The sequence below is a fragment of the Candidimonas humi genome (assembly GCF_019166065.1).
GTDB lineage: Bacteria > Pseudomonadota > Gammaproteobacteria > Burkholderiales > Burkholderiaceae_B > Candidimonas > Candidimonas humi.
This window is the reverse complement of sequence record NZ_JAHTBN010000008.1, coordinates 61,826-86,351: the sequence shown is the minus strand read 5'-3', so window position 1 is coordinate 86,351 and position 24,526 is coordinate 61,826. Positions and strand designations below refer to the sequence as shown.

The 24,526-nt window shown below is 67.6% G+C and carries 20 protein-coding genes; 18 read left to right on the top strand and 2 right to left on the bottom strand.

Going from position 1 to position 24,526, the window contains the following annotated elements; translation table 11 throughout:
- The first annotated feature begins 123 nt into the window (after positions 1 to 123).
- The 8 genes from pcaH (at position 124) to KVP10_RS16490 (ending at position 8,207) form a co-directional block, all read left to right on the top strand.
- Complete coding sequence (pcaH, locus tag KVP10_RS16525) at positions 124 to 834, top strand: protocatechuate 3,4-dioxygenase subunit beta (RefSeq protein WP_217965725.1); 711 nt, start codon at positions 124 to 126, stop codon at positions 832 to 834.
- Between the two features lie 80 nt (positions 835 to 914).
- Positions 915 to 1,502 (top strand): protocatechuate 3,4-dioxygenase subunit alpha, encoded by a 588-nt coding sequence (pcaG, locus tag KVP10_RS16520; RefSeq protein ID WP_217965724.1) that lies wholly within the window; start codon positions 915 to 917, stop codon positions 1,500 to 1,502.
- A 55-nt stretch (positions 1,503 to 1,557) separates the two neighbouring features.
- Complete coding sequence (locus KVP10_RS16515; RefSeq protein ID WP_217965723.1) at positions 1,558 to 2,907, top strand: 3-carboxy-cis,cis-muconate cycloisomerase; 1,350 nt, start codon at positions 1,558 to 1,560, stop codon at positions 2,905 to 2,907.
- Between the two features lie 57 nt (positions 2,908 to 2,964).
- Positions 2,965 to 3,642 carry a response regulator gene (locus KVP10_RS16510; protein WP_217965722.1) on the top strand — a complete coding sequence of 226 codons (678 nt, stop codon included), beginning with the start codon at positions 2,965 to 2,967 and terminating at the stop codon, positions 3,640 to 3,642.
- The gene (locus KVP10_RS16505; protein ID WP_217965720.1) at positions 3,632 to 5,083 is read left to right on the top strand and encodes a sensor histidine kinase; all 1,452 of its coding nucleotides are present in this window, start codon (positions 3,632 to 3,634) and stop codon (positions 5,081 to 5,083) included. The genes KVP10_RS16510 and KVP10_RS16505 overlap by 11 nt, the downstream gene beginning before the upstream one ends.
- A 181-nt stretch (positions 5,084 to 5,264) precedes the next feature.
- Positions 5,265 to 6,236 (top strand): tripartite tricarboxylate transporter substrate binding protein, encoded by a 972-nt coding sequence (locus KVP10_RS16500; RefSeq protein ID WP_217965857.1) that lies wholly within the window; start codon positions 5,265 to 5,267, stop codon positions 6,234 to 6,236.
- Between the two features lie 4 nt (positions 6,237 to 6,240).
- The gene (locus KVP10_RS16495; RefSeq protein WP_217965718.1) at positions 6,241 to 6,678 is read left to right on the top strand and encodes a tripartite tricarboxylate transporter TctB family protein; all 438 of its coding nucleotides are present in this window, start codon (positions 6,241 to 6,243) and stop codon (positions 6,676 to 6,678) included.
- Entirely contained in the window at positions 6,675 to 8,207 is a 1,533-nt protein-coding gene (locus KVP10_RS16490; RefSeq protein ID WP_217965717.1) for a tripartite tricarboxylate transporter permease, read from the top strand. The genes KVP10_RS16495 and KVP10_RS16490 overlap by 4 nt, the downstream gene beginning before the upstream one ends.
- A gap of 16 nt (positions 8,208 to 8,223) precedes the next feature.
- Here the strand turns inward: KVP10_RS16490 and KVP10_RS16485 are convergent, their stop codons facing one another.
- A complete protein-coding gene (locus KVP10_RS16485; RefSeq protein WP_217965715.1) occupies positions 8,224 to 9,207 on the bottom strand; it encodes a LysR family transcriptional regulator in 984 nt (327 codons plus the stop codon).
- A gap of 291 nt (positions 9,208 to 9,498) precedes the next feature.
- Between KVP10_RS16485 and KVP10_RS16480 the strand changes: the two genes are divergently transcribed.
- From KVP10_RS16480 to KVP10_RS16470, 3 genes are all read left to right on the top strand, one after another.
- On the top strand, positions 9,499 to 11,193 hold the full coding sequence (locus KVP10_RS16480) for an acyl-CoA dehydrogenase family protein (protein WP_217965714.1): 1,695 nt from the start codon (positions 9,499 to 9,501) through the stop codon (positions 11,191 to 11,193).
- A 141-nt stretch (positions 11,194 to 11,334) separates the two neighbouring features.
- Positions 11,335 to 12,312, top strand: a complete 978-nt coding sequence (locus tag KVP10_RS16475) for a Bug family tripartite tricarboxylate transporter substrate binding protein (protein WP_217965713.1) — start codon at positions 11,335 to 11,337, stop codon at positions 12,310 to 12,312.
- A gap of 99 nt (positions 12,313 to 12,411) precedes the next feature.
- Positions 12,412 to 13,551 (top strand): CaiB/BaiF CoA transferase family protein, encoded by a 1,140-nt coding sequence (locus tag KVP10_RS16470; RefSeq protein WP_217965712.1) that lies wholly within the window; start codon positions 12,412 to 12,414, stop codon positions 13,549 to 13,551.
- A 17-nt stretch (positions 13,552 to 13,568) separates the two neighbouring features.
- Here KVP10_RS16470 and KVP10_RS16465 read toward each other — a convergent pair whose 3' ends face one another.
- Positions 13,569 to 13,943: a DUF423 domain-containing protein gene (locus tag KVP10_RS16465; RefSeq protein ID WP_217965711.1), complete on the bottom strand. Its 375-nt coding sequence runs from the start codon at positions 13,941 to 13,943 to the stop codon at positions 13,569 to 13,571.
- Between the two features lie 286 nt (positions 13,944 to 14,229).
- Between KVP10_RS16465 and KVP10_RS16460 the strand changes: the two genes are divergently transcribed.
- The 7 genes from KVP10_RS16460 to KVP10_RS16430 all read left to right on the top strand — a co-directional run bounded on the left by KVP10_RS16460 (position 14,230) and on the right by KVP10_RS16430 (position 24,366).
- Complete coding sequence (locus tag KVP10_RS16460; RefSeq protein ID WP_246600773.1) at positions 14,230 to 15,180, top strand: magnesium and cobalt transport protein CorA; 951 nt, start codon at positions 14,230 to 14,232, stop codon at positions 15,178 to 15,180.
- A gap of 129 nt (positions 15,181 to 15,309) precedes the next feature.
- A complete protein-coding gene (locus KVP10_RS16455) occupies positions 15,310 to 16,947 on the top strand; it encodes an acyl-CoA dehydrogenase family protein (protein WP_217965709.1) in 1,638 nt (545 codons plus the stop codon).
- A gap of 51 nt (positions 16,948 to 16,998) precedes the next feature.
- Positions 16,999 to 17,589 (top strand): thermonuclease family protein, encoded by a 591-nt coding sequence (locus tag KVP10_RS16450; protein ID WP_217965708.1) that lies wholly within the window; start codon positions 16,999 to 17,001, stop codon positions 17,587 to 17,589.
- A complete protein-coding gene (locus KVP10_RS16445; protein WP_376810969.1) occupies positions 17,565 to 19,832 on the top strand; it encodes an ABC transporter substrate-binding protein in 2,268 nt (755 codons plus the stop codon). The genes KVP10_RS16450 and KVP10_RS16445 overlap by 25 nt, the downstream gene beginning before the upstream one ends.
- Entirely contained in the window at positions 19,826 to 20,803 is a 978-nt protein-coding gene (locus KVP10_RS16440) for an ABC transporter permease (RefSeq protein ID WP_217965707.1), read from the top strand. Before KVP10_RS16445 ends, KVP10_RS16440 begins: the two co-directional genes overlap by 7 nt.
- Positions 20,804 to 21,085: 282 nt before the next feature.
- Positions 21,086 to 22,561 carry an ABC transporter permease gene (locus KVP10_RS16435; protein ID WP_217965706.1) on the top strand — a complete coding sequence of 492 codons (1,476 nt, stop codon included), beginning with the start codon at positions 21,086 to 21,088 and terminating at the stop codon, positions 22,559 to 22,561.
- Complete coding sequence (locus KVP10_RS16430; RefSeq protein WP_217965705.1) at positions 22,558 to 24,366, top strand: ABC transporter ATP-binding protein; 1,809 nt, start codon at positions 22,558 to 22,560, stop codon at positions 24,364 to 24,366. The genes KVP10_RS16435 and KVP10_RS16430 overlap by 4 nt, the downstream gene beginning before the upstream one ends.
- Positions 24,367 to 24,526 lie beyond the last annotated feature (160 nt).

The following is a 24,526-nucleotide window of genomic DNA, read 5'->3' as shown; positions in this document are numbered from 1 at the left end:
TCATAACCAACTTTTATGCATGGCTTGAAAAATTCTCAATATATATATCCATAGGTTAAGTATATAGTGGCGGGCAGTCGCTGCGGCATCTTCGGCCGCGCATTCTTCGACCGGGAGCCTCCAATGTCCACAGCAACCCCGCCCCTGAATCCCCGCGATTGGGATGCGCATCCCAAATTGATAGAGCCGGGCTACAAATCCTCGCTGCTGCGCGGGCCGACCCGGCCGCTGCTGCCCGTGGGAGATCGCCTGGGCAATCTGCGCGCGCCGGTGTACGGCCACGAGATCATCGGCGAGCTCGACAATGACCTGACCCGCAATGCGCGGCGCAATGGCGAGCCCCTGGGCGAGCGCATCATCGTCACCGGCCGCGTGCTCGACGACAACGGCCGGCCGGTGCCGGATACCCTGGTGGAAATCTGGCAGGCCAATTCCACCGGGCGCTACGTGCACAAGGTCGACCAGCACGACGCGCCGCTGGATCCGAATTTCCTGGGCGCGGGCCGCACGCTCACCGACGCACAAGGGCGCTACCGCTTCCTGACAGTCAAGCCCGGTGCCTATCCCTGGGGCAATCATCCTAATGCCTGGCGTCCCAACCACATCCACTTTTCGCTGTTCGGCCAGTACTTCGGCTCGCGCCTGGTGACCCAGATGTATTTTCCCGGCGACCCGCTGCTGCAGTACGACCCCATCTACCAGGGCGTGCCCGAGGGCGCGCGCGAGCGGCTGGTGTCGCGCTTTTCCATGGACATCACCGAGGCCGACTATGCGCTGGGCTACGAATTCGACATCGTGCTGCGCGGCCCGCGTCCTACTCCGATGGGGCACTGACATGAAAAGGCTCGCGCGCCCGCTGTGTTCGCCTGCCCGAGGATGCCGCCGGAGCCACCGGATGGTTCAAAGGAGCTGACATGACCACGTTGAAACAAACCCCTTCGCAGACCGTCGGGCCCTTCTTCGCCTACGGCCTGACGCCCGAACAGTACAACTATGATTTGCGCAGCGCCTTCGACGCGGTGCTGGCCGAAGAGCAGGTGCCCGGCGAGCACATCGTGCTGGCCGGACGGGTGCTGGACGGCGCCGGCAAGCCGGTGGGCGACGCCATGCTCGAACTCTTCCAGGCCGATGCCGCGGGCCAGCGTCCGGAATCGGTCGAGCAGATCGCAGCCTCGGGCTTTACCGGCTTCGGGCGCGTGGGCACCGGCACCGACGCACGCCAGCGCTATGTGGTGCACACCGTCAAGCCCGGCGCCAGCAATGGCGAGGCGCCGCACATCGACGTCATACTCACCATGCGCGGCATGCTCAATCATCTGTACACGCGCATTTATTTCGACGACGAAGCCCAGGCCAATGCCAGCGACTCGCTGCTGCAGTCGGTGCCGGAAGACCGCCGCGGCACGCTGCTGGCGCGCCGCGACCTGCGGGGCGGGCGCGTGGTCTATCATTTCGACATATACATGCAGGGCGATCGCGAGACTGTATTCTTCGACGCCTGAGCGCGGGCCGCAGCGCATAGCCGGCGGCCGCGCAACGCATGCCCGGGAGTCTCGATTGGAATTGTTCGATCCGCTGTTTCGTTCATCGCCCTGCGCCGAGCATTTCGGCGCCGCGGCCACGCTGCAAGGCATGCTCGACTTCGAAGCGGCGCTGGCGCGCGCCCAGGCCGATGCCGGCGTCATCCCGCGCGAGGCCGCTACGCCCATCGAGCAGGCCTGCCGCAGCGACTATTTCGACCCGGCCCTCATTGCCGGCGAGGCGGCGCGGGCCGGCAATCTCGCGATTCCGCTGATCAAGCACCTGACCGCGCGCGTACGCCGGGACGACCCCGAGGCGGCGCGCTACGTGCATTGGGGGGCCACCAGCCAGGACGCGATCGACAGCGGCATGATGCTGCAGCTCAAGGCCGCCTTCGCCCTGGTCGACGGGCAACTGGGCGTCCTGCAGCAAGTTCTGGCAGAACAGGCCGAAAGGCATCGCGACACCGTCATGGTGGGCCGCACCTGGCTGCAGCACGCACTGCCCGTGACTTTCGGCCTGAAGCTGGCGGGATCGCTGGATGCGGTGCTGCGCTTGCGTGCGCAATTGCAGGCCCTGGCGCCCGAGGTGCTGTGCCTGCAATTCGGCGGCGCGGCCGGCACGCTCGCTTCGCTGGGTGCTCAAGGCCCCGATGTTGCGCGCGAGCTGGCACGCCGACTCGACCTGGCACTGCCGGACTTGCCCTGGCATGGCCAGCGCGACCGCATCGTGCGGGCCGGGGCCTTCCTGGGGACGCTGGCCGGCACACTGGGCAAGCTGGCGCGCGACCTGTCGCTGCTGGCGCAGACGGACGTGGGTGAAGTCGCCGAGGCCGCCGGGGCAGGCCGCGGCGGTTCTTCCACCATGCCGCACAAGCGCAACCCGGTGGGCTGCGCCGTGATCCTGGCGGCGGCCGCGCGTGCGCCGCAACTCGTGGCCGTCCTGATGGCGGCCATGCCGCAAGAACACGAGCGCGGGCTCGGCGGCTGGCACGCGGAATGGGAAACCCTGCCCGAGCTGGCGATGCTGGCGGCCGGCGCGCTCGACACTGCCATCGAGCTGGTGCGCGGCCTCGAGGTCCATGCCGCGCGCATGCGCGAGAACCTGGACGCCACGCATGGCCTGATCATGGCCGAGGCCGTTTCCATGGCGCTCGCCGAGAGCATGGGCCGCTTGCAGGCGCACGCCCTGGTCGAACAGAAATGCCGCCAGGCGCTGGAGCAGGGCCGCGGCCTGCAAGACGTCCTGGCCGAAGACGAGCGCGTGCTTGCCGCGCTCGGCACGCAAAAGCTGGCCGAGCTCATGGCGCCGCAGAATTATCTCGGGGCCGCCGGCGTATTCGTCGACCGCGTGCTGGAACACGCCCGCGCAAAACCCGTGTCATAAAATCAGGAGTCAGGCCGCCGGCAATGAGCGGCCGGATCAAACCGACGGGACTCCGATATGCGCATACTCCTGGTCGAAGACGAGGCCGAACTGGCCCGCTGGTTGACGCGCAGCCTGGCCCGGCATGGCGGCTTCGTGGCGGACTGGGCCGACGATGCGGAATTGGCCGAGCGCCGCCTGCAGGTCGAAGAATTCGACGCCGTGATTCTCGATCTCGGCCTGCCCGGCATGGACGGGCGCACTTTCCTGGCGCGCATGCGCGCGCGCGACGACCGCACTCCGGTACTGGTGCTGACGGCGCGCGATTCGCTGGCCGAGCGCATCGGCACCCTGCACGAAGGCGCCGACGATTTCCTGCGCAAGCCCTTCATCATCGAAGAGCTGGAGGCGCGGCTGGTGGCCCTGGTGCGCCGCAGCCGCGGCCGCGAGCATCCGCGCCTGGCGCTGGGCGGCCTGGTATTGGACACCGGCGCGCAGCGCTTCTTCGAGCACGGCGAGCCGCTGGCCCTGTCGCCGCGCGAGTTCGCGGTGCTCAAGGTGCTGCTGCAGAAAAGCGGCGAGCCCGTGTCCAAGCAGCAGATCCTGGACCGCATCAGCCCGGACGACCGCGACATCAATCTCGAGGCCGTGGAGGTGATCGTGCACCGGTTGCGCAAGAAGCTGGTGAACTCGGGCGTGCGCATCGAAACGCTGCGCGGCATGGGCTATTGCCTGGAGCCGGCCGATGAAGGCTGAGCGTTGGGCCAAGAGGGGCGGGCGCAGCCTGAAGTCGGTGCTGCTGCTGGCCCTGCTGCCGGCCCTGGTGCTGCTGATGACGGGCGCGCTGTGGCTGTCGAACCATGAACTGCGCGTCCAGATCAACCAGGCCTACGACCGCTCGCTCGCGGGCGCGCTGCGCTCCATCGACCACCAGATTTCCACGCAGGGCGGCGGCTTGTCGGTGGAACTGCCTTACCTGATGCTGGAGTTTTTCGAGCTGACCGCCGACGAGAGCGTCTATTACCGGGTGCTGACCGAGGACGGCCTGGCCGAGATCGGCAACCAGGCGCTGCCGCTGCCCGACGAACGGCTGGTCTCGGGCGTGCCGCGCTTCTACACCGCCGACTACCTGGGCCAGCGCATACGCATTGCGGCCATGGCGCGCCGCATGGATCCTCCGCTCAACGCGAATCCGCGCGAGCGCGTCATTGTGATGGTCGGCGAGGACGTCGCGAGCCGCGAGGCATTCATCGACTCCATGATGTGGCGTTCGGTGGAGCGCGACGCGCTGGGCCTGGCCCTGGTCATCCTCATCGTGGCTGCGGGCGTGCTGTGGGCGCTGCGGCCCTTGACGCGGCTGGAGCAGGAACTGCGGGGCCGCCGGCCCGACAACCTCAGCCCCATCGACGACCGCGACATCCCGAGCGAAGTGCAGCCGCTGGTCACGGCCGTCAACCTGCATATGGAGCGCTACGCGAGCCAGGCCCGGCTGCAGAGCCAGTTCCTGGACGATGCCTCGCACCAGTTGCGCACGCCCCTGTCGGTGCTGGGCATGCAAGTGGGCTATGCCCTGCGCGAGTCCGATCCGGCCGAGATCCGCGCGGCGCTGCTGGCCATGCGCGACGGCCTCGAGCGCGCCGAGCGGACCGCGAGCCAGCTCCTGGCGCTGGCTCGCGCCAAGGACGCCCCTTTGCAGAACGAGGCGCCGGAACGCACTGATTTGGCAGCCCTGGCGCAGAGCATCGTGCGCGAACTGTATCCTGCGGCGCGTGCGCGCCGGCAGGACCTGGGCCTGGACTGTCCCGCCGGCCCCGTCTGGCTGGCGGCGCCCGAATGGCTCTTGCGCCAGGCCATCGCCAACCTCGTCGACAATGCGCTGCGCTACACGCCGGAAGGGGGCGTGGTGACCTTGAGCGTGAGCGGCGATGCGCGCGGCGCCCGCGTGGTGGTCGAGGACAATGGGCCGGGCATGACGCCCGACGATATCGAGAAGGCGGGCGTCAGGTTCCGGCGCGGCCGGGCCGGCAAGAACACCTCCGGGGCGGGCCTGGGCCTGGCCATCGTGCATGCCATCATGCAGCAGTTGGGCGGCGAATTCCGCCTCGAATCTCCGGGGCGCGGCTGCCGCGCGACCCTGGTATTTACCCTAGATTCCCCTACGGAGCAGCCGGCCGCGGGTAGAAAAAACGGGAATTGAAAGCATTCGGAAAGCCGCGGATCCGTACGCTTGCCGGTCAGTTAGCCGGGATCCGCGCCCGATCCGCCAGATGTGCAGCATCGGCGGGCGGCGCCGGGCCGGCCTCTTGCGGCATGCCATGCGCATGCCAGAACCGACACGGAGTAGCGACGTGAAAACCAGAACCCCATTCCTGAACACCATGCTGGCCTGCCTGGCCCTGGCCGGCGCCTCTTTCGCGGCTGTCGCCGCCACCGACGGCGCGCCGCGCCGGCCCGAATGCATCGCCCCGGCCCAGCCCGGCGGCGGCTTCGACCTGACCTGCCGCCTGGCCCAGGAAGGCCTGGGCGCGACCGGGCAGCTCAAAGAGCCCATGCGCATCATCTACATGCCCGGCGGCATCGGCGCGGTGGCATACAACCACGTGGTGGGCCAGAAGCCCGCCGACGGCAGCCGCATCGTCGCCTTCTCGGGCGGCTCGCTGCTCAACCTGGCGCAGGGGAAATTCGGCAAGTACAACGTCAATGACGTGCGCTGGCTGTCGGCGGTCGGCACCGACTACGGCGTGGCCATCGTGCGCGCCGACGCTCCCTACAAGAATCTCAAGGACTTGATGGACGCCCTGAAGGCCGACCCCACCAAGATCGTGCTGGGCGCGGGCGGCACGGTGGGCAGCCAGGACTGGATGAAGGCGGCCCTGACGGCCAAGGCGGCGGGCGTGGATTACCGCAAGATGCGCTTCGTCGCGTTCGAGGGCGGCGGCGAGTCGGCCACCGCGCTGCGCGGCGGCCACATCCAGGCCTACATGGGCGACGCGGCCGAAGCCTACAACTTGCTGCAGGGCGGGGCGCCGGTGCGGGTGCTGGCGGTGTTCGCCAGCGAGCGCCTGCCCGGCGAGATGTCCAATATTCCCACCGCCAAGGAACAGGGCTTCGACATCGACTGGCCCATCATCCGCGGTTTCTATGTGGGGCCCAAGGTCTCCGATGCCCAGTACCAGTGGTGGGTGCAGGCCTTCGACAATATGCAGAAGGATCCCAAGTTCGCCGAGCTGCAGAAAAAAGTGGGCCTGTTCCCCTTCAACAAGTCCGGCGCCGAGCTCGACGCCTTCGTCAAGCAGCGTGTCAAGGCCTATGAAGAGCAGGCTCGCGCGTTCGGCCTGATCAAGAAGTAAAGCCATGACCGATCGTTATCTGGGGGGCGCCGCGCTTGCGTTCGCGGTGCTCATGGCCTGGTTCGGCTGGGGCATCGAGGCGCCGTTCTCCTACGAACCGGTGGGCCCGCGCACGTTTCCGCTGCTGCTGGCCGCATGCATCGGGCTGTGCGGCTTGTGGCTGCTGTTCAAGGGCCGCCACAGGGCGGAGAGCAATCCGCCGGGGGCCAACGCGCGCATTGCGCTCATGGTCGTCTACTGCATCGTCTATGCCTTGCTGTTCGACTGGCTGGGCTTCATCATCGCCACCACGCTCATGGTCGTGCTGGTCGGGAGGCTGTTCGGCGGCGCGTGGCGCAAGATCATCTTGAGCGGCGTAGTCATGAGCGTGTTCTTTTATCTGTTGTTCGACCGCCTGCTGGACGTGGTCCTGCCGCCGGGTTTGCTGGAGTTCCTGTCGTGAGCGAGATTCTTTCCCACTTGCAGATGGGCTTTGGCGTCGCTGTTTCGTGGTCCAACCTGGCGGTCGCCCTGATCGGCGCCTTCTTCGGCACCCTGGTGGGCGTGCTGCCGGGCCTGGGGCCCATCAACGGCGTGGCCATGCTCATCCCCATCGCTTTCGCGATGAACCTGCCGCCCGAAACGGCCCTGATCCTGCTGGCGGCGGTGTACGTCGGCGCGGAATACGGCGGGCGCATCACGGCCATCCTCATCAACGTGCCCGGCGAGGCCAGCGCCATCATGACGACGCTGGACGGCTATCCGCTGGCGCGGCGCGGGCTGGCCAATGTGGCGCTGTCGCTGTCGGCGTTTTCCGCGTTCTGCGGGGCGCTGGTTTCCGTCATCGGCATCGTCATCCTGGCCCCCATGCTGGCCAAGTGGGCGCTGGCCTTCGGCCCGGCCGAATACTTCGTGCTGATGGTCTTTGCCTTCTGCTGCCTGACCAGCCTGCTGGGCGACCAGCCGGTCAAGGGCGCGATCTCGGCCATGCTGGGCCTGGCCATCGCCACCGTGGGCGTGGACGCGAATTCGGGCGTGTACCGCTATACCTTCGGTTCGGTGCACCTGTTCGACGGCATCGATTTCGTGGTGGTGGTGATCGCGCTGTTCGCCGTGGCCGAGCTGCTCGAGATGCTCGAGAAGATCGTCGCCGGCCAGAACGTAGAAGTCGAGTCCAGCGGCCGCAAGCTGTTCAACCTGAAGGAACTGTCCTTCGCCAAGGGAACGATCTCGCGCAGCTCGATACTGGGCTTCATCGTCGGCGTGCTGCCGGGCGCGGGCGCCAGCGTGGCCGCGGCAGTCGCCTATTCCAACGAGAAGCGCATGTGCGAAAGCAAGGATCCTGCCGATTCGCAGTTCGGCAAGGGCGACTTGCGCGGCGTGGCGGCTCCGGAGGCGGCAGCCACGGCTTCGGCGGTGGGCTCTTTCGTGCCCATGCTGACCCTGGGGGTGCCGGGCTCGGGCACCACCGCGGTGATGATGGGCGCGCTGACCCTGTACAACATCACGCCCGGGCCCGCGCTTTTCGATACCAAGCCGGAACTGGTCTGGGGCCTGATCGCATCGCTGTTCATCGCCAATGTGATCCTGTTCTTCATGAACGTGCCTATGGTGCGCGTGTTCTCCAAGGTGTTGTCGGTGCCGGGCTGGCTCATGGTGCCGGGCATCCTGTCGATCAGCTATATCGGCGTGTACGCCATCAATTCCGGCACCTTCGACCTGGTCATGGCGGCGGTGCTGGGCGGTGTCGGCTATCTGCTGCGCAAGGCGGGTGTGCCGATGGCGCCATTGGTGCTGGGGGTGGTGCTGGGCAATATGATGGAGCAGAACCTGCGCCGCGCCCTGTCCATTACCAACGGCGATCTGGGCATCCTGTACGCCAGCCCGGTATCGCTGGGCTTGTGGATTGTCTCGATCTGCGTGGTGGTGGTCCCGCCGCTGATGCGCCGCATCAAGAAAAAGCAGAAGCGCGAGATGGCCGCCCAGGCCTGATCCGCCTGCCGCGGGTCTACGACCCCGGCCTGCGGGGCGGCACCAGTCGCCCCGCGTCCGGCCCGCCTCGCCGCGGGCCGCCGCCTTTCTTGCGGCCGCTGTCCGCAGCGTCCAGCCCGTACACCTGCCTGACCAGCTCGATGTGCCGGGCATGGATGCGCGAGGCGGCCTGTTCCGACCAGATCAGGCTGCAGACGGATTCGTGGCCATGATCGAAAGGCAGGAAGCGCAGGCCCGACATGCCGCTGCGCGACAGGCACTGCGGCACGATGGAAACCCCCAGGCCCTGCGACACCAGCGAGGCCACGCTGAGCCAGTGCCGCGCCTCGTTGCGTACCTTGGGATAGAAGCTCGCCTGCAGGCACATGGACAGCAGGGTTTCGTAGTAGTAGGGCGAGAACGAGCGCGAAAAGAAAATGAAATCGTCCTCGGCCAATTGGTCGAGGCGCAGGCGCCGCTTTGATGCCAGGGGATGACCGGCGGGCAGGCAGATGGCGAAGGGCTCGGACACGAGATCCAGCGCGCGCACGGGCGGCGCTACCGGATTGGCGTGGATGAATCCCAGGTCCAGCCCGCCGCGTTCCACCAGTTCGATCTGTTCGGCCGAGTTCAGCTCCAGCAGCACATGCTCGATGTCGGGATAGTGATGCTGGAACAGCTTCAGCACCTCGGGCAGGCGCCGGTAGAGCATGGAACCCACGAAACCGATCTTGATCTGCCCGTGCAGCCCGGCGTCGATGCGCTGCACCAGCTTGCGCACATCGACGTGCCTGCGCAGCAGGAACTGGGCTTCGCGGTACAGGGCGCGCCCGGCCGCGGTGAGTTCCACGCGGCGGCTGGTACGTTCCAGCAGCCTGGCGCCCAGGCTGTCCTCGAGCTGCTTGATGGCATAGGACAGGGGCGGCTGTGAAATATGCAGACGCAGCGCCGCCCGGCTGAAGCTGAGTTCTTCGGCCACCACCACGAAGTAGCGCAGAAGCCTGGGGTCGAGCTCGTCCATGTCTGCTCCCGTTTTCCGCTTTCTGTTTGCCGCGGCAAGATCCGGCCATGCTTGCCGCAGAGCCGCCGGCCTTGCACGGCCGCGCGCCTGTAGAGCGCGGGTCGAAGCAGGCTACCGCGGCGGCTTGGCGCGGCGCGCTGCCGCGCAGGCAGCCGTTCCGGTTACCCATACACGTTCCGGCTATCTATACATATTCTATATAGATAATCATAAATACAGTATTTGTATATATCAATACCCGCGCCTAAGATCCGCAACATCAGTACGAACACTCTTCGAGGCGGGCTCATCATGGTGCAACAAGCGACTGCGGCGGCGGCGCCGAATATTCCCGATTCCCGAGGCATCAATCTGTTCCGGGCCGACCCTTATGCCGAGCCCATGCTGCGCGCCTATCTGCCCGCCGACCTGTATGCGCACCTGCTGCCGCATTTCGACGAGCTGGGGCGCCTGGCGGGATCGACGCTGGACGAGCTGGCCGCGTCGGCCGACAAGCATCTCCCGACGCTGTCGGTGCGCAGCCGCGCCGGCCAGGACGAGTCGCGCATCGACAAGCATCCGGATTATGTAGAGCTGGAGCGTTGGGCCTACGAACGGTTCGGCCTGGCGGCGATGTCGCACCGGCCCGGGGTGCTGGGCTGGGATGCGCCCATGCCGCCGCTGGTCAAGTATGCGTTGAGCCATTTGTTCGTGCAGGCCGAGTTCGGCTTGTGCTGCCCCGTCAGCATGACCGATTCGCTGGCCCGCACCTTGCGCCGCTTCGGTACGCCCGAGCTGGTGGAGCGGGTACTGCCGCAAGTGACTGCCCTGGATTTCGACGAACTGCGCCAGGGCGCCATGTTCATGACCGAGCAGGCGGCGGGTTCGGACATCAGCGCCACCGAGACGCGCGCCGAAGCCCAGCTCGACGGCACCTGGCGTCTGTCAGGCGACAAGTGGTTCTGCTCGAACCCGGACGCCGGCTTTGCCATGGTGCTGGCGCGCAGCGAGGCGCAGGACGGCCTGGCCGGGGTGTCGCTGTTTTTGCTGCCGCGCGAGCTGCCCGAAGGCGGGCACAATCACTACCGCATCTTGCGCCTGAAGGACAAGCTGGGCACGCGCTCCATGGCCAGCGGCGAGATTCGCCTGGAAGGGGCCCTGGCCTGGCTGGTGGGCGAGCGCGGCCGCGGCTTCCAGCAGATGGCCGACATGGTCAACAACTCGCGCCTGTCCAACGGCATGCGGGCCGCCGGCCTGATGCGCCGCTCGCTTACCGAGGCGATGTACGTGGCCGAGCACCGGCGCGCCTTCGGCAAGCGTTTGCTCGACATGCCGCTGATGCAGCGCCAGTTGCTGAAGATGACGCTGCCCACGGAACAGGCGCGTTCCTTCGTGTTCCAGACCGCGCAGGCATTGCAGCGAGCCGACCAGGGTGAGACGCAGGCCCGCAAGCTGGTGCGCATCCTGACGCCGCTGATCAAGTTCCGCGCCTGCCGCGACGCTCGCAAGGTTACTGGCGACGGCATGGAGGTGCGCGGCGGCTGCGGCTATATCGAGGAGTGGGTCGAGCCGCGCCTGGTGCGCGATGCGCACCTGGGCTCGATCTGGGAAGGCACCAGCAATATCGTGGCCCTGGACGTGCTGCGCGCCATACGCAAAAACGATTGCCTGGCCGCGCTGCGGCAACATGTCGAGAGCCTGCTGGCCGAGGGCCTGCCTTGCGCGCCGCACCTGGCCGCGCTGCAGGCCGAAAGCCTGGACAAGGCCTGCGACCTGGCCGAGGCGGCGGTGCGCGACGACCGTTCCGACCTGGCGCGCCAGGCGGCTTCGGCCCTCTATCACCTGGTGTCGCTGGCCGCCATGCGCAGCGAGGCCCGGCACGCGGGACTGGAACGGCGCAACGAGCTGGCCGACCTGGTCCTGCAGCATCGCCTGGCGCCGCGCGACCCCTGCGCCGCGGCCGAGCCCCTGGCCGATTGCGGCGCATTGCTGGCGGGCCGCGGCTGAAGGCGCCCCGGCGCCATCTATCCGGATATCCGGCGGCGGCGCGTCATACACGCCGCAAGGCCTGCGCCGGAGCGCGGCGCCAGCCCTGTACTTTGCAGCATCTTTCCCCTGCAGCATATTCATAGACCACCTGGAGACATCATGAAGAAAGCCCTTGCAACCCTGCTTGCCGCCACGGCGCTGTGCACGCTGGCCGGCCCCGCCGCCGCGGCCGACAGCTACCCCGACCGGCCCATACACCTGGTCGTGCCGTTCCCGCCCGGCGGCCCGACCGACGCCCTGGCCCGCAGGCTGGCGCAGGCGCTGAACAAGCCGCTGGGCCAGACGGTCATCGTCGAGAACAAGGCGGGCGCGGGCGGCAATATCGGTTCCGAATACGTGGCGCAGTCCAAGCCCGACGGCTATACGGTGCTGTTCGGCACTTCGGGGCCGCTGGCGATCAATGTCAGCCTGTACAAGCGCCTGCACTATGATCCGCGCACCAGCTTCGCGCCCATCATCCGCATCGGCCACCTGCCGAACATACTGGTGGTCAATCCCAAGGTGCCGGCCAAGACCTTGCAGGAACTGATCGCCTACGCCAAGCAGAATCCCGGTAAGCTCACGTATGCGTCCTCGGGCAACGGCGCGTCTTCGCACCTGGCGGGCGTGTTGTTCAACCAGATGGCCGGCACGGACATCCAGCACATACCCTATAAAGGCACGGGCCCGGCGCTCAACGACCTGCTGGGCGGCCAGGTGACGATGTCGTTCACCGATATCCTGACCGCACTGCCGCACGTCAAGAACGGCACCCTGCGCGCCATCGGCCTGGCCAGCGCGCAGCGCTCGGAAGCGCTGCCCGACCTGCCCACCCTCGACGAGGAAGGCCTCAAGGGCTACGATTCCAGCGTGTTCTTCGGCATCGTCGCCCCCAAGGGCACGCCGGCGCCGGTGGTCGACAAGCTGAATCATGCCTTCATCGAGGCCATGTCCGATCCGGCGGTCAAGAGCACCCTGGCCACTCAGGGCATCGTGCGTGCCGCAGACCAGACGCCCCAGGGCTTGGCCGATTTCATAGGCCAGCAGGTGCCCAAGTGGGCCGCGCTGATCCACAGCGCCCATATCTCGCTGGATTGAACGAGGCGGGCGCGGCGGCCGCAGGGGCGTCCCGCCCGGATGCCGGCCTGCGGCGCGGCGCCTTATTCAACATCAACCGGCCCTAAGGAGACCGAGGTCATGCAAGAGAACAATCGCGAGGCCGGCGCACTGGCCGGCTGCAAGGTCATCGACCTGTCGCGCGTGCTGGGCGGCCCGTACTGCACCCAGATCCTCGGCGATCATGGCGCCGACGTCTACAAGATCGAGCCGCCTTCGGGCGACGAGACGCGCGCCTGGGGGCCTCCGTTCCTGGACGGCACGGCTTCGTATTTCCTGGGCGTGAACCGCAACAAGTACGGCCTGTCGCTGGACTTGTCGCAAGCGCAGGGCCAGGCGCTGCTCAAGGCCATGCTGGCCGATGCGGACGTGCTGGTCGAGAATTTCAAGCCCGGCACCCTGGAAAAATGGGGCCTGGGCGCACAGGCGCTGCAGCAGGAATTTCCGCGCCTGGTCCATTGCCGCATCAGCGGTTTCGGCGCCGACGGCCCGCTGGGCGGGCTGCCGGGCTATGACGCCTGCGCCCAGGCGATGTGCGGCCTGATGAGCGTCAACGGCCAGGCCGATGGGGAACCCACGCGCGTGGGCTTGCCGGTGGTGGACATGGTGACCGGCCTGAATGCCGCCCTGGCGATCTTGCTGGCCATCAACGAACGGCAGCGCAGCGGGCGCGGCCAGTTCCTGGACATCACGCTGTTCGATTGCGCCATTTCGCTATTGCATCCGCATGCCGCCAATTATTTCCTGGGCGGCGCCGTGCCGCGGCGCACCGGCAATGCGCATCCCAATATCTCGCCCTACGAATCGTTCCCCACCCGCAGCGGCGAACTATTCCTGGCGGTGGGCAATAACCGCCAGTTCGAATTGCTGGCGGACGTGCTCGGCGCGCCCGGCCTGGCCGCCGACGAGCGTTTTCGCAGCAATGCGGACCGGCTGCAGCATCGCGAGGCGCTGCGGGCGCTGTTGACGGAGCTGCTGCGCGGGCACGCGGCGGCCGAGCTGGCGCAGACCCTGCTCGAACGCGGGGTGCCGGCCGCGCCGGTGCTGAACGTGGCCGAGCTGATAGACCATCCGCATACCAGGCATCGCGGCATGGTGCTGGAGCAGGGCGCCTACCGGGCGCTCGCCTCGCCCATCAAGTTGTCGCGCACACCCGCCAGCCTGCGCAGGCTGCCGCCCGCGTATGGGCAGCACAACGACGAGATCTTCGGCGCGTCGTAGGCGTGGCGCGGGTTTGCTCAGGCTGAGCGCCAGGCGGCCAGGGCCACCAGCGCCCAGGCCAGGATGAAGGCCAGGCCGCCTATGGGGGTGATGGCGCCGAGCCAGCGCACGCCGGTGGTCGCCAGCAAGTAGAGGCTGCCGCTGAACAGCACGATGCCGGCGAACATCAGCCCTGCGGCCGAACTCAGCAGTGGCGAGCCGAAGCGCGTCCCCAGCCCGGCAATGGCCAGCATGCCCAGGCCGTGCACGAGCTGATAGAGCACGGCGGTATGCCAGACCGCCAGCATGTCTGCGCTGAGCACCCGTTTCAGGCCATGGGCGCCGAAGGCGCCGGCGGCCACGGCCACCAGCAGGGTGAGGCTGGCGACGATCACTATGGTTCGGTCGGACATGGAATCAGGCTCCGGCGGCTATGGTAGGCGGGCGATGCGCGGGCCCGCGGATTCGCCCCTAGCTGGGCGGCAGCGCGTGTGCGGCGGCGTGTCGATGCCGGGCGCGCGAACGCGCGGGTGGGCGCATGCACAGATGCTATCATGGGCCGAAACACCACGCACGAGGTGCAGAAAAGCCATGTCCAGCGATCCCGCCGCCACCGAGTCCGGCCATTCCGACGCGGCCGGCCCGGGGCATGAAGCCTCGACGCTCGATGCCCAGGGCGATTCCAGCGTCGTCGCCTCGATGCTGTATCGCAAGGGCCATGAGCCGCGCGAAATCCCGGTCAGCCATATCGCGCGCTATGTCGAGCCGGGCGAACACCTGATCTGGGTGGGCCTGAAATCCCCCGAGCCCGCCCTGATCGAGCAGCTCGGCGCCCAGTTGGGTTTTTCCAGCAAGGCCATAGAAGAAATCAACGAGATTCATCGCCGTCCCCGGGTCGTCGAATACACCGGTTTGACCCAGATCGTCGCCATCACGGTCGAAGTGGAGACCATGCGGCCGACCTTTGGCGAGACGCAGATCATCATCGGCAAGGGTTTCCTGGTCACGGTGCGTCGCAGCGCGCAGGCCACCCACACCAAGTTGCGCGAACTGCTCGAAAATTCCCCGGAACTGCTCGATCGCGGCAGCGACTACGTGGCTTCGATGCTGCTGGACTTGATGGCCGACCGCTATGTGGCGGCCTCGGCCAAGATCGAGTCGGGGGTCGAGGCGGTGGAAAAGAAATTCCTGCTGCGCGGCTTCCAGGATACCGACGTGCGGCGCGTCTATCAATACCGTCGCGACCTGCTGCGCATCCACGTGGCGATCTCGCCGCTGGTGGAAATCTGCCGCAGGCTGTCGCGCGTCGAGAGCAACAATATCGACCAGAATTGCCGCGGCTATTTCGGCGAAGTGGCCGACCGCGTGCAGCGCGTCGACGAACTGCTCAACAGCCTGCGCGAGGCGCTGGCCTTCGCCTTCGAGGCCAGCCTCATGATAGGCCAGTCGCAGCAGACCGACATCACCAAGAAGCTGGCGTCCTGGGCGGCCATCCTGGCGGTGCCGACCGCGGTGGCCGGCATATACGGCATGAATTTCAAGTACATGCCCGAGCTGTCATGGACCTTCGGCTACCCGCTGATCATGGGCCTGACGGCGGGGGCATGCGCGATCCTGTATTGGCGCTTCAAGAAGAATCGCTGGCTCTAGGGCCGCGGTGCCAGCCCGCTGAAGCATTGCCATGGCGTCGACCGATTTCGATATTCCAGCGAGGCTGTGCCGTATCGGGGCACTGATGTCCGGATTCGACGCCCACGCGCGAATCGCGGGGAGGACGGCATGATCGAGGCTACGCACGAAGTGACGAACCAGGTTCCCGATTTTGGGGACTACAACCTGTACCTGAGCGACACGGTGCTGCGCGCGGCGGTGCAGCGCGCCGGCGCGCAGGGCCACGACGAGGCGCTATCGCATTACGGCGAGCGCCTGGGGCGCGCGCAGACCCGACTGTGGGCGCGCGACGCGAACCGCCATCCGCCCGAGCTCGAATCCTACGACGCCCGCGGCTATCGGGTGGATCGTGTGCACTTCCATCCCCATTGGCATCAATTCCTGCGCATGGCCTTCGCCCACGGCATGCACTGCGGCGCCTGGGCCGAGCCGGGCGGCGGGGCGCATGCGGCGCGCGCTGCCTCGTATCTGCTGCATGGCCAGGTCGAGGCAGGCTCCTTGTGCCCCATCACCATGACCGCGGCCGCCATCCCCTTGCTGCGCAAGGAGCCCTGGTTCGGGCAAGTGCGGGACAGGCTGTACAGCCTGCAGTACGACGAGCGCGACGTTCCGCTTGCCGAGAAGACCGGCATGATGGTCGGCATGGGCCTGACCGAAAAGCAGGGCGGCTCCGACCTGCGCGGCACTGCCACCACCGCGGCTCCGGTGGGCGCCGCGGGGCGCGGCGAGCGCTACTTGCTAAGAGGCCACAAGTGGTTCTTTTCTTCTCCCACTTCGGACGCGCACCTGGTGCTGGCGCGGCATGGCGAGTCGCTATCGTGCTTCTATGTGCCGCGCTGGACGGATGCGGGCGAGAAGAACCGCGTCGAGATCCAGCGCCTGAAGGACAAGCTGGGCAACCGCTCCAATGCCAGCGCGGAGGTCGAGTTCCGCGATGCCCACGGCGTGCTGGTGGGCGAAGAGGGGCGCGGCATCGCCACGCTCATCGAGATGGCGGCGCATACCCGGCTGGACTGCGTGCTGGGCAGCACGGCGCTGCTGCGCCAGGCGCTGGTGCAGGCCTTGCATCATGCGCGCCATCGCCGCGCGTTCGGCAGCACATTGGCCGACCATGCCCTGATGCGCTGCGTGCTGCTGGACCTGGCGATCGAAAGCGAGGCCGCCACGGTCCTGGCCCTGCGGCTCGCGTCCGCCTTCGACGGCGGCGATAATCCGCTGCAGCAGGCGTATCGCCGCATCCTGACGCCGGCCGCCAAGTTCTGGGTCTGCAAGCGTACGGTGGCAGCGGTCGCCGAATGCATGGAGGTCTGCGGCGGCAACGGCTATATCGAAGACGGCCCCATGCCGCGCCTGTACCGGGAAGCCCCCGTCAATTCGATCTGGGAAGGTTCGGGCAACATCATGTGCCTGGACGTGCTGCGCGCCCTGAAGGACAGCCCCGAGGCGGCCGCCGCCTTGCTCGATGCACTGGCGCGCGACAGCGCCGGCGATCCGCTGCTGAAGGACGCGGCCGAGGGCTTGATATCATTGCTGCGTGCCGGCGGCAGCGGGCTGGAGTCCGCCGCCAGGCATGTCGCCCGCGACCTGGTCCTGCTGGCGCAGGCCGGCCTGCTGCGGCGCCACGCGCCCCAGGCCCTGGCCGACATCTTCGTGCGCACGCGCTTCGGCCGGGCGGGCGGCGTGTTCGGCCTGGGGGTCCCGGCCGCGGCGGCGCAGGGCCTGCTCGAGCGGGCCGGCGTGCCGTGAACCCGTTATATTGCAGCGGCCTCCCGTGATGCGGCTGCTGTCTGGAGAACCATGATACGTCTCGGTAATATCGTCCCGCGCGGCGGCCGTGCGGCCATGGCTGCGCTGGCCCTGGCGGCGGCCTGCCTGGCTCCGGCGCATGCGCGCAGGGCGCCGCTGCCGCCGTCCTCGCAGCAGCAACAGTATGTCCTGGCAGGCCGGGTCGTGCACGTGGCCGACGGCGATACCTTTACCTTGCTCGTGGACGGGCGCTGCCATCGCATACGCATGGCCAGCATCGACGCTCCCGAGACCAGCAAGGGCAGCGACAGGCCGGGACAGCCCATGGCCCAGGCCTCGCGCAAAGCCTTGGCCGGCCTTGTCGCGGGCAAGATCCTGCGCCTCGAATGCTACGAGCGCGACCGCTATGGCAGGGATGTTTGCGATGTGCCCCTGGGCGACGGCCGCAGCGCCAACCGCGAGCAGGTGGCGGCGGGCATGGCCTGGGCCAATATGGAAGGCCGCGGCAGGTTCATGCGCGATCCGCGGATGCAGGCCCTGGAGCAGCGCGCCCGCCGCGAGCGGCTGGGCCTGTGGCGCGATCCGCAAGCCGCGCAGCCCTGGGTGTGGCGCTACCAATGCTGGAAGCAGGGACGGTGCTGAAAGGGCGGCGCATATCCTGGTCCTGGCTGCGGCGGGGCGCGATGGCGGGGCTGCTGGCGCTGCTCGCGGCCTGCGGGCGCACGCCGGTCAACAGCCCCTACGCCCAGGGCGCCGAGCGCCAGAACACGCTCTACACGGCGTTCATGCAGCGTTCGCCCAAGTACCTGGATCCGGCCAGTTCGTATTCGACCGACGAGACGCCGTTCACCTACTCCATCTACGAACCGCTATACCGCTACGCCTACCTGGCTCGCCCCTACCGACTGGAGCCGCGCGCCGCCACGGCGCTGGCCACGCCGTTCTATCTCGACAAGGACGGCCGCCGCCTGCCCCAGGACGCGCCGGGACAGGAAGTCGCCACCAGTGTCTACGACATCCATATCAAGCCCGGTATCCTGTTCCAGCCCCATCCCGCCTTCGCGCGCGACGCCTCGGGGCGCTATGTGTACTGGCCCCTGGCGCCTGGGGCTCTCGAGCACAAATATGCCATCGGCGACTTCCACCACACCGGCACGCGCGAGCTGACGGCCGACGATTACGTCTACGCCTTCCGGCGCCTGGCCAGTCCGCGCGTGGTGTCGCCGGCCTACGCCATCATGGCCGAGCACGTGGTGGGCATGCACGAATACGGCGAACGCCTCAAGCAGATCGACCGCGCGCTGCGCGCCCAGGCCCCGCCGGGCACGCCCGCGCCCTGGCTGGACTTGCGCCGCTACGGCTTCGACGGCGTGCAGGCGCTGGACGCGCACACCTTGCGCATACGGGTGCTAGGCAAGTATCCGCAATTCAAGTACTGGCTCGCCATGACTTTTACCGCGCCGGTGCCCTGGGAGGCCGACCGCTTCTACCAGCAGCCGGGCATGGCGCGGCACAACTTGTCCCTGAATACCTGGCCGGTGGGCACCGGGCCGTACATGCTGACCGAGTCGATCCAGAACCGGCGCCATGTCTTGTCGCGCAATCCGAATTTCCGCGGCGAGCCTTACCCCTGCGAGGGCGAGCCGGCGGATCGCGCCGCGGGGCTGCTGGCCGATTGCGGCAAGCGCACGCCGTTCATCGACCGCATCGTCTTTTCCATGGAGAAGGAAAGTATTCCGCTGCTGGGCAAGTTCATGCAGGGCTATTACGATGTGCCCGAACTCGACGGCGGCGGCATCGGCGTGGCCATGCGGGTGGCCGCGTCCGACTCCGCCAGCAAGGCCGCGCTGTACAAGAGCCACGGCATCCGCCTGCCTTCGTCGACCGAGGCGCAGATCTATTACATGGGTTTCAATTGGCTGGACCCGGTGGTGGGGCGCGGCGACACGCCGCAGCAGCAAGAAAAAAACCGCAAGCTGCGGCAGGCCATCAGCATCGCCTTCGACTGGGAACAGTACGTATCCATATTCCAGAACGGCCAGGGGCAGGTAGCCTACGGCCCGCTGCCGCCGGGCATCCCCGGCTACCAGGCGGCCCCCGAGGGCATGGACCCCTATGTGTATACGCTGCATGACGGGCACCCGCAGCGCCGGCCGCTGGACGAGGCCAGGCGCCTGCTGGCCGAGGCCGGCTATCCGGACGGGCGCGACGCGCGCACCGGCGCGCCGCTGATCCTGCACTATGATTCGGCCGGCGGCATGGGATCCGACGCGTCGCTGGACTGGATGCGGCGCCAGCTCGCGGCGATCAATGTCGGATTGGAGGTGCGGGCCACCGACTACAACCGCTTCCAGGACAAGATGAGCCACGGCACCGAGCAGATGTTCATGTGGGGCTGGGTGGCCGACTACCCCGATCCCGAGAATTTCCTGTTCCTGCTCTACGGCCCCAATGCCAAGGCCGCGCATGGCGGCGAGAACGCCGCCAACTACAGCAATCCCGAGTTCGACCATTTGTTCGAGCGCATGCGCCTGCTGGACGACGGCCCCGAGAAGGACCGCATCGTGCACCGCATGGTGGCCATCGTGCAGGCCGACGCGCCCTGGATGTTCGGCTTTTATCCGAAGTCCGGCGGCGCCTACCAGCGCTGGGTGGGCAATGCCAAGCCGACGCAGATGGTGCGCGATTCGCTGCAGTACTACCGGCTGGATCCGGCCGCCAGGGAAAAGAGCCTGCTGGCCTGGAACCGGCCGGTGTGGTGGCCGCTGTGGCTGCTGCTGGCACTGCTGGCCTTGTGCGTATATCCGGCCTGGCGCGTGATACGGCGCCGCGAGCGCGCCACGGCGCTGGACGCCGCAGACTCGCCGGGAGACGGACCATGCTGAGCTATATCCTGCGTCGCCTGGCCTATGGCGTGCTGGTGCTGATCGGCGTGAACCTGCTGACCTTCGCCTTGTTCTTTGCCGTGAACACGCCCGACGACATGGCGCGCCTGGCGATCGGCGGCCAGCGCGTCAGCCAGGTCGCCATAGAAAAATGGAAGGCCGAGCACGACTACGACAAGCCGCTGCTCTTCAACGCCCAGGCCCACGGCCCGGCGCGCTGGACCGACACCATTTTCTACACGCGTTCGGCGCCGCTGCTGCGCCTGGATTTCGGAATGTCCGACGACGGCAAGGACATAGGCCACCAGATCCGCGTACGCATGGGCCCGAGCCTCGCGCTGGCACTGCCCACTTTCGTGCTGGGCCTGTACGTATGCGTCTGCTTTGCGCTGCTGCTGGTGTATTTCCGGGCGACGCCGCTGGATTTTTCTGGAGTGGTGGTCTGCGTGGTGCTGTTGTCGATTTCCAGCCTGTTCTACATCATCGCCGGGCAGTGGCTGTTCGCCAAGATCTTGCGCTGGGTGCCGTATTCGGGCTTCCTGGACGGCAGCGACGGCCTGCGTTTCCTGGCGCTGCCGGTGCTGGTCGGCATAGGCTCGCGGCTGGGCGGCGAATCGCGTTTCTACCGCAGCCTGTTCCTCGAGGAAATGGGCAAGGACTATGTGCGCACGGCGCGCGCCAAGGGGCTGGCCGAGCGTACGGTGCTGCTGCGGCACGTGCTGCGCAATGCCATGCTGCCCATCCTGACGGGCACGGTCTCGGCCATTCCGCTGCTGTTCATGGGCAGCCTGATTTCCGAATCGTTCTTCGGCATTCCCGGCCTGGGCAGCTACACGATAGATGCCATCAACGCCCAGGATTTTTCCATCGTGCGCGCCATGGTGTTCCTGGGCTCGCTGCTGTATATCGTCGGGCTGATCCTGGCCGATATTTCCTACACCCTGGCCGATCCCAGGGTGCGTTTTGATTAGGGCCTGTTCGCACTAAAAGGGGTACCGCATGGCCACAAAACAACCTGTCCATCAAGGCGCGAAGCGCAGCCGTGGTGGCTCCACGGCGAGCATGAGCAACGCCGAGGGGCGGGCTGTTTTGTGGCCACCCAGCGGGCTGGCGGACAGAAGCCCGCCATGCGTCGTTGCGGACTCGTTGCGTGGGGCGGCCACGCGGCCTCGCCCGCGCCTGGCCTGGCGAGCTTCTGTCCGCCAGTGCGGCACCCCTTTTAGTGTGAACAGGCCCTAAGCCCTGGAATCGCCATGCCCCAGTTCGCACCGCTCTGGACCGACATCTTCCTCTACTGCCTGGTATTGGCGGTGGCGGCCTACGCGCTGCGGGCGCGGCGCTCGGCGCATTTGCGCTCGGCCTGGGCCCGGGTAGGGCACAGCCCCGCGGCGATGTGCGCCGCCATCGTGCTGGGCCTGTTCGTGCTGGTCGGCCTGCTGGACTCGGTGCATTACCGGCCGCGGCTGCCGCCGCAGGCGGGCGCCGCCAGCCCGGTCTATGCGCCCGAATCGCGTTCCGCGCTCGACGCGCTGCTCGCGGCCGCCGGCATCGGCGCGCACGAAAGAACCTATTCCGCGCCTTTGGCGCTGCGCCAGTTCACCAAGGAAAACGAATGGGTCGGCGGCCAGGTCCGGCGCGACTATCCGCGCCTGCGGCACGCCGGCCGGAAACTGCATTCGGATGCGGACCATCGCGCCGATATACTGCGGCGCGTGGCGATGGGCGTGGCCGCCGGCGCTGCTTGCGCGCTGGCCCTGGCATTGGCGCTGGCCTGGGGACATCGGCGCCGCGGCGCCGGCTGGCGCGAGGCCTGGGCGTCATGGTGGCAGCCCGGGCGGAATGCGCTGCCCTGGCGCGCCATGTGGCTGATGGCCGCCATATTGTGCCTGCTGGTGTGCGTCGTCGTGGCACTGGGCATGGACTACCACGTGCTGGGCACAGACCGCAGCGGCAACGATGTGTTGCTGCGGTCCCTGAAGAGCGTGCGCACGGCGCTGGTGATCGGCACCCTGACCACCATCACCATGCTGCCGCCAGCCCTGGTGTTCGGCATTTCGGCGGGATATTTCAAGGGCTGGATCGACGATCTCATCCAGTATGTCTACACCACGCTTACCTCCATACCTGGCGTGTTGCTGGTGGCGGCTTGCGTGCTGATGATGCAGGTGTACATCGACAATAATCCGGGCCTGTTCCAGACCGTGGCCATGCGCGCCGACCTGCGGCTGTTCATGCTGTGCCTGATACTGGGGCTGACAGGCTGGGCGGGGCTGTGCCGGCTGGTGCGCGCCGAGACGCTGAAGCTGCGCGAACTCGAATACGTGCAGGCGGCGCGCGCGTTCGGCCTGTCGCACTGGCGCATCATGCGCCGGCACCTGCTGCCCAATTTGATGCACATCGTGCTGATTTCTATGGTGCTGGAATTCTCGGGCCTGGTGCTCTACGAGGCGGTGTTGTCCTACCTGGGCATAGGGGTGGATCCCAGCATGCCGTCTTTCGGCACCATGATAGACGCCTCGCGGCTGGAGATGTCGCGCGACCCCATGATCTGGTGGAACCTGGCCTCGGCCTTCGTATTCCTGCTGGCGCTGGTACTGTCGGCCAATCTGTTCGCCGATGCCGTGCAAGAGGCCTTCGATCCGCGCATGCGCAGCTACCGGCCGCGCCTGCCGCGCCTCGCGCGGCGCGGGCGGCAGGCCGCGCAGGCTGGCGCCGGAGAGCGGCCATGAACACGACAGTGCGGCCCACTGCAGATCGGCGCGACGCCGCGGACGTGCTGTCGGTGCGCGATCTGACCGTGCAGGTGTATAGCGAGGCGGGCATGGCCGAGGCCGTCAAGGCCCTGGACCTGTGCGTGCGCCGCGGCCAGACCTTCGCCCTGGTGGGCGAGTCGGGTTGCGGCAAGAGCATGACGGCGCTGGCCTTGATGCGCCTGTTGCCCGAAGCGGGCCGTGTCGCCGGCGGCCAGGCCTGGCTGGAAGGCCTGGAATTGAACGCGCTGCCCGAGTCCCGCATGCGCACCGTGCGCGGCGGGCGCATCGGCATGGTGTTCCAGGAGCCTTCCACCAGCCTGAATCCGGTGCTGACGGTGGGCCGGCAACTGCTGGAGGTGCTGCGTGCCCATACGGACGCCAGGGGCGCGCAGGCACGCGAGCAGGCGGTGCGCTGGCTCGAGCGCGTGGGGATCCCCGAGCCGCGGCGCCGCCTGGACGATTACCCTTTCCAGTTTTCGGGCGGGCAGAAGCAGCGCATCATGGTAGCCATGGCGCTGGCGGCCCGTCCGGCATTGCTCATCGCCGACGAGCCGACCACGGCGCTGGACGTCACGGTGCAGGCGCAGATCCTGGATCTGCTGGCGCAGATGCAGCGCGAGATGGGCATGGCCATGCTGCTGATCACCCACGATCTGGCCGTGGTCAGGAACGTGGCGCATCACGTGGCCTTGATGCGCCACGGAAGCATCGTGGAAACGCGCGAGGCGGCCGAGTTCTTCGCCAACCCGCGGCATCCCTATGCGCGCGAGCTGATCGCCGCCATGCCGAGCTATGCCAAGCGCGGCCGCAGGCTGAGCGCGATGGCGCCCGATGCGGCAGGCGCCATGGACGTCAAGGGTGTTGCGGATGCTACGGATGCCGCCAATGCCGCACAGGGCGCACAGGCCGCCCACACCGCGAATGCCGCGAATGCCGCGAATGCCGCGGGCGCCGCTCCTCCGGACGAACCCTCGCGCCTCGAGGGGGACATCGTCTTGCGCGTGCGCGGCCTGGAGGTGCGCTACAGGCCGCGCGGCGGGCTGCTGCGCCGGGCCGATCCCGGCCATGTGGCCGCCGAGGATGTGTCGTTCGATCTGCGCGCCGGCGAAACCCTGGCGCTGCTGGGCGAGTCGGGCTGCGGCAAGACCACGGTGGCCAAGGCCTTGTTGCGCCTGCTGGACGGCCAGGCCCAGGTGCTCGGGCAGGCCGAGTTCCAGGGCGAATCGCTGCTCGATGCGCGCGGCGCGCGCCTGAAAGACTTGCGGCGCCGCTTGCAGATCGTATTCCAGGACCCCTACGCGTCACTGGATCCGCGCATGCAGGTGGGCGAGATCCTGCAGGAAGGCATGGAGGCGCTGCGCCCCGGGCTGAGCGCCGCCGATCGCGCCGCCATTGCCGGCGGGCTGCTGGACCGGGTCGGCCTGCCGGCGGACGCCGCGCGGCGCTATCCGCACGAGTTTTCGGGCGGCCAGCGGCAGCGGCTGGCCATTGCGCGGGCCCTGGCGGTGGAGCCGCGCGTGCTGGTCTGCGACGAACCCACTTCGGCCCTGGACGTGTCGGTGCAGGCGCAGATTCTCGATCTGCTGCAGGACCTGCAGAAGGAACGCGGCATCGCCTATCTGTTCATCACCCACAATTTCGGGGTGGTGGAATACTTGGCCGACCGGATCGCGGTAATGCATGCCGGGCGCATCGTCGAGCAAGGGGATGCGGCGCAGGTGCTGCTGCATCCGGCGCATGAAAGCACCCGGGCGCTGCTGCGGGCCGTGCCGCGCCTGTAGCGCCGGTCCCGGTCATCGTAGCGGAGTCCCCGCCGGGGCTGTGGGAGGGCCTGGTGTCGTGCCTCGGAAATTAGCACCCATGAAACCGCGTCTTCGCGCAGGCCGGCGTTGTTCGTGTCGGCCGCCGCGCGCCGGCGTTTTGCCTGGGCGCGCCCGCGGT